This is a genomic window from Agrobacterium sp. ST15.13.013, assembly GCF_027956525.1.
In the GTDB taxonomy this organism is placed as follows: domain Bacteria; phylum Pseudomonadota; class Alphaproteobacteria; order Rhizobiales; family Rhizobiaceae; genus Agrobacterium; species Agrobacterium salinitolerans.
The window spans coordinates 55,852-65,972 of sequence record NZ_JAQKGP010000027.1; the positions used below are offsets into that span (position 1 = coordinate 55,852).

Below are 10,121 nucleotides of genomic sequence, written 5' to 3' on the forward strand. Positions count from 1 at the left end.
TTATCGTGTCCTCGAACGAAGGGCAAGGATGGCCGCCGCCGTTTCCTCGATGGAGCGGCGCGTAACGTCGATCAGCGGCCAATTGTTGTGGGCGCAGAGCGCTCGCGCATATTTCAGCTCTTCCATGATGGTGGCGCGATCCGTGTAGCGACCGCTGTCAAATCCGCCCGTCGCGCCGAGTTCGCGGTTTTCCCGCACCTGCGATATGCGGTCCGATGTCGCGACCAGGCCCACAATCAGCGGCCGGGTGGCGGCATACAGGCTTTCGGGTAGCGGTACATTGGGAACAACAGGAATATTGGCGGTCTTTATTCCCCTGTTGGCGAGATAGATGCTGGTTGGTGTTTTCGATGTGCGGCTGATGCCGATAATGACGATATCGGCCTCGTCATAGGTTTCCGGCATTTGCCCGTCATCATGATCCATAGCGAAATTAAGCGCCTCGATCCGCGCGAAATAATCCGCATTTAAGGCATGTTGCGCACCCACCCGCCGTCTGGACGGCGCACCGAGGTAGGTCTGGAAGATGCCGATGATTGGTTCAAGAACATTCACGCAGGGTACGCCAATCGCGTGGCATCGCAAATCCAGAAACTCCGCCAGCTGCTGGTCGACGATCGTATAGAGAACAATGCCCGGTTCCTTGTCGATGAGATCGACGACCTGCGCGAGCTGCTTCTGGTTTCGAATCATCGGATAGACATGTTCCACAGGCATGGAAGCATGGAACTGGGCCGAGACGGCCCGACCAGCCGACATTAGAGTCTCCCCCGTTGAGTCCGAAATCAGGTGCAGATGGAAGAAGCTTTTTTTGTTCTCCACGCTGTTTTTCTCCCGCTGTTGATAAACCGGGACAAATCTCCGAATTGTCCCGCGGGTCGAACCGCGACGTGAATAAAGTGGTGTTTTTCCACAATCCGCAAGTGGCTTAAGTCGTCTCCGACGTGCTTGTGGATTGTTGGAAGAATGCGCAACTGTTCAAAATTTTCCACAAATCATCCACAATCGCTCTATTATTTTGTTCTGACATAAACTACTGAAATAATTTATAAAATTCAGATTCTACGGATTATTACAGAACAAACGGACCGATAATATCCGTAGGCACGCTTGAAACTTGGTGGCTGCGGCATTTCGACTGGAATGATTTTAATCCTTGCTACCCACAGACTCTAAGAAATAGAAAATCTTTTAAATCTCTTTGATTTTATTTTTTAGAAGCTGGGTGCCATGAGCGAACGCAAGGTTATGACGGTGTTGAACGGGCAGACGGTCACACCACCACCCATATGGCTGATGCGACAGGCTGGGCGTTATCTTCCCGAGTACAGGGAAACGCGAAAGAGCGCCGGTAGTTTCCTCGATCTCTGTTATAATCCCGAACTGGCGACGGAGGTTACTCTCCAACCCATTCGCCGGTTTGGGCTGGATGCCGCCATTCTTTTTTCCGATATTCTGGTGATTCCGGATGCGCTTCATCGCAACGTGTCTTTCAGCGAAGGAAAAGGTCCGGCCATGGACCCGATCAATGTCAGCGGTATCGAGAAGCTGGACGGCGCAAATGTCATGGCGCATCTTTCGCCCGTTTTCGAAACCGTTTCCCGTCTGCGCACCTCTTTGCCGGATGAAACGACGCTTCTCGGTTTTTGCGGTGCCCCATGGACGGTTGCGACCTACATGATCGCGGGACACGGAACGCCGGATCAGGCCCCGGCGCGGCTGTTCGGTTATCAGGAGCCGGCCGCCATGGAAAAGCTGTTGGCTTTTCTGGCCGAGGTTTCCGCCGATTATCTGGTGGCGCAGGTCGATGCCGGTGCCGATGCGGTTCAAATCTTCGATTCCTGGGCCGGTGTGCTCGGTGAGAAGGAATTCGAGGACTATGCGATAAAGCCGGTCGCCCGCATTATCGCATCGGTGCGCGCCCGCCGGCCCTCGGCAAAGATCATCGCCTTCGCGAAAGGAGCTGGTTATCTTCTCAAAGATTATCGCCGCAAGACGGGCGCCGACGCCATCGGGCTCGACTGGTCGGTGCCGCTCGGTTTTGCCAGAGACTTGCAGAAGGAAGGCCCGGTGCAGGGCAATCTCGATCCCATGCTGATGGTGGCGGGCGGCAAGGCCTTGCAGGATGGCATCGATGCCGTGCTGCAGGCGCTGGGACAGGGTCCGCTGATCTTCAATCTGGGCCATGGCATTACCCCCCAGGCTGACCCGGAAAACGTGACCCGGCTGGTGCAGCGCGTGCGCGGCGGAGCCGGGGCATGAGTGACGAAAAACAAACCTCCGCCCGATCCGGTAACCGGGCAGCTTTGCGCGCGGGCATCGCAATTGGTGTCTTTGCCGCTTTCGTCGCCCTGTTATTTTATGCCGATCCGGCCGATCTTTATCTCTGGATCAAGGCGCTACATATCATCGCCGTGATTTCCTGGATGGCGGCAATTTTTTACCTGCCGCGGCTCTTCATCTACCACACCGATGCACCCCCGGGTTCGCAGCAGTCCGAAACCTTCAAGGTCATGGAACAGCGGCTGATCAAGGTGATTATGAACCCGGCGATGATGATATCCTGGATATTGGGACTTTATCTCGCCTGGTCGGTTTATGGTTTTTCCGGCGGCTGGCTGCATGCCAAGATCGCGCTGGTGGTACTTCTGACCGCGACCCATGTTTATTTCACGCGCAGCGCAAAACGTTTCGCGCGGGATGAAAATACGCGGCCTGCCCGTCACTGGCGGTTGATGAACGAGGTTCCGACGGTGCTGATGATCGCCATCGTCATACTTGTGGTTGTGAAACCCTTCGGTTAGGGCGGTGCAACGATAAATTTCGCGGAATTCGTGCTTTCCTCTTGCAGCGGCCGTGCACAATCGCTATTTTCGGGCCACTCATCTTCGTGGCATGTGAATTATTCAGTCATCTGCGGCATTTCCCACAGCATCTGATTCGCGAACACGCCCTCCCCCGACATTACATTATCAAACGGTCTTCTCTTCATGGCTGAAATGAAGCTTCAGGAACTTAAGAGCAAATCGCCTACCGACTTGCTGACTTTTGCCGAATCCCTGGAAGTTGAAAATGCGAGCACCATGCGCAAGCAGGAACTCATGTTCGCAATCCTCAAGGTTCTCGCGAGCCAGGACATCGAAATCATCGGCGAGGGCGTCGTCGAAGTCCTGCAGGACGGTTTCGGGTTCCTGCGATCCGCAAATGCAAACTATCTGCCCGGTCCGGACGATATCTATATCTCGCCGTCGCAGATCCGCCGCTTCTCGCTGAAAACCGGCGATACCGTTGAAGGCCCGATCCGCGGCCCCAAGGAAGGCGAACGTTATTTCGCGCTTCTCAAGGTCAATACGATCAATTTCGACGATCCGGAAAAGATCCGCCATAAGGTTCACTTTGACAATCTAACGCCGCTTTACCCGAATGAACGCTTCAAGATGGAACTGGACGTTCCGACTTCGAAGGACCTGTCGTCGCGTGTGATCGATCTCGTCGCACCGCTCGGCAAAGGTCAACGCGGATTGATCGTAGCGCCGCCGCGCACGGGTAAGACCGTTCTGCTGCAGAACATCGCCCATTCCATCACGGCAAACCATCCGGAATGCTATCTGATCGTTCTCCTTATCGATGAGCGTCCGGAAGAAGTGACCGACATGCAGCGTTCCGTGAAGGGCGAGGTTGTGTCGTCGACCTTTGACGAACCAGCCGTCCGTCATGTGCAGGTCGCCGAGATGGTCATCGAAAAGGCCAAGCGCCTGGTCGAACACGGTCGCGACGTCGTCATCCTGCTCGATTCCATCACGCGCCTCGGCCGTGCCTACAATACGGTTGTGCCCTCCTCCGGCAAGGTTCTCACGGGTGGTGTCGATGCCAACGCCCTGCAGCGTCCGAAGCGTTTCTTCGGGGCCGCGCGTAACATCGAAGAAGGTGGTTCACTGACCATTATCGCGACCGCGCTGATCGATACCGGCAGCCGCATGGATGAAGTCATCTTCGAAGAATTCAAGGGTACGGGTAACTCGGAAATCGTGCTTGACCGCAAGGTTGCCGACAAGCGCATCTTCCCGGCACTGGATATTCTGAAATCCGGTACGCGTAAGGAAGACCTGCTGGTGCCGCGTCAGGATCTGCAGAAGATTTTCGTTCTTCGCCGTATTCTCGCGCCGATGGGTACGATGGACGCCATCGAATTCCTGATCGACAAGCTGAAGCAGACCAAGAACAATTCGGATTTCTTCGAATCGATGAACACCTGATTCGGCCTTTAGCCGGATTCATCGTGAGAGCTTCAAAGCCGCGTCCGTTTATTCGGATGCGGCTTGACTGTTTTAGACTGAGGTGAGTGATGCCAGCTTCAACCGATACGATCTACGCGCTTTCCAGCGGTGCCTTGCCGGCGGGTGTGGCTGTTCTCAGGATTAGCGGCTCCAGAGCTTTCGATGCGTTGAAGATGCTGACGGGACGGGAACTTCCGTCACCACGAAAGGCCATGTTGTGCTCGATTCGGAGTCGAAACGACGATGTCATCGACCAGGCGCTGGTAATCGCCTTTCCAGCTCCAAATTCCTTCACGGGTGAGCATTGCGTTGAAATTCATAGCCATGGCAGTCGTGCGGTCATGGCTTCGATTTTTGCCGAGCTCGAAAATCTTGAGGGTCTTCGGCCCGCTGATGCCGGTGAATTCTCTCGTAGAGCCTTCGAGAATGGGAAGATGGATCTCCTTGAGGTCGAAGGCCTCGCTGATCTGTTGCAGGCTGAAACGGAGATGCAGCGGCGCTTGGCGGTGGAGCAGAGCACTGGCAAATTGTCGGCGCTTTATGACGATTGGGCCAGCCGCCTGACGCGAGCCCGCGCTCTCATCGAAGCGGAACTGGATTTTGCCGACGAGGAGGACGTTCCAGATTCCTTGGCGGCTCAGGTTTGGGAGGCCATGGCGCTTCTCAAAACGGAAATCCGTCATCATCTCCAGGGCGGTAACGGCGTTGAAATCATTCGCGACGGGTTCAAGGTGGCGCTGGTCGGTGAACCAAATGCAGGCAAATCCACTCTTTTGAACGCTCTTAGCGGTCGGGATGTTGCGATCGTTACCGATATTGCCGGTACAACAAGAGACGTTTTGAGCGTCGATATCAATCTGGAAGGATATTTGGTTCGGATATTCGATACGGCAGGAATAAGAGAAACACAGGATATCGTTGAGCTTGAAGGCGTGCGGCGCGCGGTTTTGACAGCCGAGACGGCAGATCTCGTTCTATTGCTTCAGGATAATGATTCGTTCCCGAAACAACCCGTTGAATCGCTCGGGAGCCAGAGCTATTTGCGAGTGAGAACGAAAACAGCGCTCCATTCCCCTACATTGAATGATGGATTTGATCTGTCTATCTCAGCCCAGGAAGGAATAGGCTTGAATGAATTGCGGTCGATGTTGAAGCAGGAAATAGAAAAACGCGTCGGTGCCGGCCAGACTTTGGTTCCCGCGCGCGCTCGGCATAAAAAACGACTTGAAGAGACGCTGAACTATGTTAGTGATGCGCTCGATTCCGAGACCCTGGACCTTGCGATAAGGTCGGAATATTTAAGACTCGCTGCAACATCGCTCGGACGGATTACCGGCCGCGTTGATGTGGAAGATTTGCTCGGCGTGATCTTCTCGGAATTCTGCATAGGAAAATGATTCACGTGAAACATCGACGGCCGAAGCGGTGATGTCGATGTTGGTAGAACAGGGCGCAGGGATATGCACCAGTCATTTGATGTCATTGTTATTGGCGGTGGCCACGCGGGCAGCGAAGCCGCGGCTGCTGCCGCAAGGCATGGTGCAAAAACCGCCCTTGTTACCCATAAGCGTGAGACGATTGGTGTCATGTCCTGTAATCCCGCCATAGGCGGTCTGGGAAAGGGACACCTCGTTCGGGAAATCGATGCGCTGGATGGTTTGATGGGCCGGGTTGCCGATGCGACAGGTATTCAGTTCCGCATGCTCAACCGTAAGAAGGGTCCGGCTGTCCGTGGTCCGCGAACCCAAGCCGACCGCCGGCTCTACCGCGACGCGATGCAGCGGGAGATCGATGCGATTGAAAACCTGACCATTATTGAAGGCGATGCTTTCGATATTGAGATGGCCCATGATCGTGTCGCGGCAGTTATTATGAAGAATGGTAGCCGGATTCCGTGTGGCGCAGTGGTGCTGACGAGCGGTACCTTCCTGCGTGGCCTCATTCATATCGGTTCCGAAAAGATTCCTGCGGGACGCGTTGGAGAAATGCCGTCAGTTGGCCTCTCTGATACGCTCTCGCGATTGGGTCTCGTTATGGGGCGCCTTAAAACCGGCACCCCTGCCCGACTGGACGGACGCACGATCGACTGGAATGCGGTGGATCGGCAGGCTGCCGATGAGGATCCTGTCCCCTTTTCCTTCATGACGGATCGTATTCTCAATCCCCAAATTGAATGTGGTGTAACTCGAACCACGCCAGCTGGCCACAAGATCATTCAGGACAATATTCATCTGTCGGCGATGTATTCGGGACAGATCGAAGGGGTCGGTCCGCGTTATTGCCCGTCGATTGAGGATAAAATCACCCGTTTCGGTGAACGGGACGGTCATCAGATATTCCTCGAGCCGGAAGGTCTCGACGATCACACCATTTATCCAAATGGCATATCAACGTCCCTTCCCGCTGCCGTGCAGGAACAATTTATCCGAACGATACCGGGCCTTGAACAGGTGACGATTCTGCAGCCGGGTTATGCGATCGAATATGACTATGTCGATCCACGCGAGCTGAAACCCTCGCTGGAATGCCGTAAGATTGCGGGATTGTTTCTAGCCGGCCAGATCAATGGAACGACGGGTTATGAAGAGGCGGGTGCTCAAGGTCTTGTTGCCGGCTTGAATGCCTCGCTTTATGCAGGCAATGCCGATCCGGTCTATTTTAGCCGAACCGAGTCCTATATTGGGGTCATGATTGATGACCTGACATCGAAGGGCGTCAGTGAACCCTACCGCATGTTTACCTCCAGAGCGGAGTATCGCCTTTCGCTGCGCGTGGACAATGCGGATCTGCGGCTTACACCAGTTGGCCAGATTGCTGGCATTGTCGGCCGCGAGCGGCAGGAACGCTTCGCGAATTTCATTTCCGATTTGGATCGTGCTCGAGAGCTGCTGAAGGCTATTTCCATCAGCCCATCCCAGGCGGCGAAGCAAGGGTTGAAACTTAATCAGGACGGTCAACGCAGGTCTGTTTATGAATTGCTCGCCTATCCGGATATGTCTCTCGAAGTCCTTGCCAAGCATTGGCCAGAACTGGGCGCCCTCCATGGGAAAGTGGCCGAAGCCTTGCAGATTGAGGCGAGTTATGCGGTCTACATGCAAAGGCAGAGTGCTGATATCATCGATATCAAACGGGACGAAGACAGGAAAATCCCTGATGACTTTGATTTTAAGAGCCTATCCGGCCTCTCCAACGAGCTTAAACAAAAGCTGGAAAAAGCCCGTCCTGAGAATATTGCCCAAGCCGCTCGTGTTGACGGCATGACACCGGCTGCGATATCGCTGCTGCTCGCACTTCTGCGGAAGGATTCCGCAACGCGAAGTGAAAAATTACGCATGCACCAATAGCGAGTCGGATTATGAAGATAAACGGCCAGAGTGTTTCACGTGAAACACAGGAAAGACTCGAATATTTTGTCGAGCTTTTTAAGAAGTGGAACAGAACCACAAATCTGGTAGCGCCTTCCACTCTCGCGGAGCTTTGGAACCGGCATGTGGCTGATAGCGCGCAAATATTCCAACTCTCTCCGCAGCCAAAAAAATGGATTGATCTTGGAAGCGGTGGCGGATTTCCCGGTGTTGTCACCGCGATTTTTCTTGCTGATCTTGGCGACGGCTGGGTTGATCTGGTCGAAAGTAACAATAAAAAGGCGGCATTCCTGCGAATTGCACTGAAGGAAACCGGTGCAAGAGGTGCAGTTCACCCCGTCAGGATCGAGACAGCACCGGAGATCATCAAAAATTGCGAGGCTGTTTCGGCTCGCGCGCTCGCCGAACTGGATTTGCTTTTCGATTATATTCATCCCTGGGCGCAGAATAACCCAAATCTCAAGGCCTATTTTAATAAAGGCCGGGATTATGATTCTGAAGTGCAGAAAGCACATGGTCGCTGGAAGTTTGATCTGGTAAAACATCAGAGTGCCATTGAGGCAGATTCTGTTGTTCTTGAAATCAGCAACCTTGCTTTGAGGCGCTGACGAACTGGCCAGGTGCGGCATGACTTTTGAAAAAAACCGGATTATCGCAGTTGCTAACCAGAAAGGCGGCGTCGGTAAAACAACAACCGCCATCAATCTGGCTACCGCACTGGCGGCTATTGGTGAGCGTGTACTGATCGTGGATCTGGACCCGCAGGGTAATGCGAGTACCGGGCTTGGCATTGACCGCAAGGAGCGCAAGCTTTCTTCCTATGATCTTCTCGTGGGAGATCATGGGGTAGCGGAAGTTGCTGTTCCCACGGCCGTTCCAAATCTCGATATCGTGCCTTCCACGATGGATTTGCTCGGTTTCGAAATGCAGGTCGCGAATGTTTCCAACCGCGTTTTCCTGCTGCGTGCGGCCATGGAGACGAAGGAAGCCAAGGGCTACTCCTACATTCTTGTTGATTGCCCGCCCTCTTTCAATCTTTTGACGATGAATGCGATGACGGCCGCCCATTCGGTGCTGGTGCCGCTGCAATGTGAGTTCTTTGCCCTGGAAGGTCTCAGCCAGCTGCTGGATACGGTCAGCCAGATACGCGGATCGGTCAATCCGCAGCTTGATATACAGGGTATCGTTTTGACGATGTTCGATGCGCGTAACAATCTTGCGCAGCAGGTCGTTTCGGATGTGAGAAGCCATCTTGGCGAGAAGGTTTACCATACCCTCATTCCACGCAACGTTCGTGTTTCGGAAGCACCGTCCTATGGTAAACCGGCCATTCTTTATGACCTGAAATGCGCCGGCAGTCAGGCCTATTTGCAACTTGCATCCGAAGTGATCCAGAGAGAGCGCCTGCGCAAAGCTGCCTGACATTTGCGGACTGTATGGAGTAATATCTTATGAGTGATGATCTTTCCAAGCGTCGGTTGGGGCGCGGTCTTGCCGCATTGATCGGTGAAATGGATCAGCCCGTACCGGTCGGCGAGCCTCAACGCGCGGTTAACGCTGATCGCACCATTCCCATTGAATTCATCGCTCGCAGCCAAAGAAACCCGCGGCGTCATTTTGATGAAAACGAGCTGCAGGACCTTGCTGCCTCCATTCGTCAGCATGGAATTGTTCAGCCAGTGGTGGTGAGAACGGTAGGAGTCAACCGCTACGAGATTATAGCCGGTGAGCGCCGCTGGCGCGCGGCGCAGCTGGCGGGCTTTACCGATGTTCCCGTCATTGTTCGCGACGTGGATGATCGCACGGCGCTGGAACTGGCGATTGTCGAAAACGTACAGCGTTCCGATCTCAATCCGCTCGAAGAAGCGATGGGGTATGAGCAGCTCATCGCTGAACATGGCTATACGCAGAATGATCTCGGTGAAATCATCGGCAAGAGCCGAAGCCACGTTGCCAACAGCCTGCGGCTTTTGAAGCTTCCCGATCCGGTAAGGGATATGCTGGCGGATGGTTCGCTCTCCGCAGGTCATGCGCGCGCGCTTGTTTCCACTTCCGATCCGGCGACGCTCGCGAAAACAATCGTATCCAAGGGACTTTCGGTTCGTGATGCCGAGCGCCTGGCGCAGAATGACATCAAATCGCAGGGCGATGTTGCGGAGAAGCGACCTGCTGCGGAAAAGGATTCCGATACGATTGCGCTCGAACGCAGCCTGTCCGATGCTCTTGGGCTGGATGTAAAGATCAGCCACAAGGGCGGATCGGGGCAAATCCGTATCGGTTACCGGACATTGGAACAGCTTGAAGCGGTATGCCGGCTTCTGGAGCAGAAATAAGTACCTATTTGTTTTAAAATATAAAATACCCGCCTTTGGCGGGTATTCAGACTGCTGACAAACCCCTGGCGTGAGCTGGGGGTTTATGATTCATTGGGACATGTTGAAGAAACCTGCTCCTGAACAGACCGCTCTCGAGATGGTGA

At 54.2% G+C, this 10,121-nt stretch carries 9 protein-coding genes; 8 read left to right on the top strand and 1 reads right to left on the bottom strand.

Annotated elements, in window-relative coordinates:
- Positions 1–822, bottom strand: a complete 822-nt coding sequence (locus tag PL597_RS21870; protein ID WP_077983674.1) for a pyruvate, water dikinase regulatory protein — start codon at positions 820–822, stop codon at positions 1–3.
- A 408-nt stretch (positions 823–1,230) separates the two neighbouring features.
- Here PL597_RS21870 and hemE point away from each other — a divergent pair, with 408 nt between their 5' ends.
- The 8 genes from hemE (at position 1,231) to PL597_RS21910 (ending at position 9,975) form a co-directional block, all read left to right on the top strand.
- Positions 1,231–2,262 (top strand): uroporphyrinogen decarboxylase, encoded by a 1,032-nt coding sequence (gene hemE / locus PL597_RS21875; RefSeq protein WP_269825269.1) that lies wholly within the window; start codon positions 1,231–1,233, stop codon positions 2,260–2,262.
- Positions 2,259–2,804, top strand: coding sequence for a protoporphyrinogen oxidase HemJ (gene hemJ, locus PL597_RS21880; protein ID WP_170985695.1), 546 nt, complete (start codon positions 2,259–2,261; stop codon positions 2,802–2,804). Before hemE ends, hemJ begins: the two co-directional genes overlap by 4 nt.
- 186 nt (positions 2,805–2,990) lie before the next feature.
- On the top strand, positions 2,991–4,256 hold the full coding sequence (gene rho / locus PL597_RS21885; protein WP_004444236.1) for a transcription termination factor Rho: 1,266 nt from the start codon (positions 2,991–2,993) through the stop codon (positions 4,254–4,256).
- Between the two features lie 89 nt (positions 4,257–4,345).
- Positions 4,346–5,674, top strand: a complete 1,329-nt coding sequence (gene mnmE / locus PL597_RS21890; protein WP_271366230.1) for a tRNA uridine-5-carboxymethylaminomethyl(34) synthesis GTPase MnmE — start codon at positions 4,346–4,348, stop codon at positions 5,672–5,674.
- A gap of 63 nt (positions 5,675–5,737) precedes the next feature.
- Complete coding sequence (mnmG, locus tag PL597_RS21895; RefSeq protein ID WP_271366231.1) at positions 5,738–7,621, top strand: tRNA uridine-5-carboxymethylaminomethyl(34) synthesis enzyme MnmG; 1,884 nt, start codon at positions 5,738–5,740, stop codon at positions 7,619–7,621.
- Positions 7,622–7,632: 11 nt separating this feature from the next.
- Positions 7,633–8,250 carry a 16S rRNA (guanine(527)-N(7))-methyltransferase RsmG gene (gene rsmG, locus PL597_RS21900; protein WP_137412365.1) on the top strand — a complete coding sequence of 206 codons (618 nt, stop codon included), beginning with the start codon at positions 7,633–7,635 and terminating at the stop codon, positions 8,248–8,250.
- Between the two features lie 19 nt (positions 8,251–8,269).
- The gene (locus PL597_RS21905) at positions 8,270–9,064 is read left to right on the top strand and encodes a ParA family protein (protein ID WP_269825272.1); all 795 of its coding nucleotides are present in this window, start codon (positions 8,270–8,272) and stop codon (positions 9,062–9,064) included.
- A gap of 29 nt (positions 9,065–9,093) precedes the next feature.
- Positions 9,094–9,975, top strand: a complete 882-nt coding sequence (locus tag PL597_RS21910) for a ParB/RepB/Spo0J family partition protein (RefSeq protein ID WP_003505321.1) — start codon at positions 9,094–9,096, stop codon at positions 9,973–9,975.
- Positions 9,976–10,121: the final 146 nt, after the last annotated feature.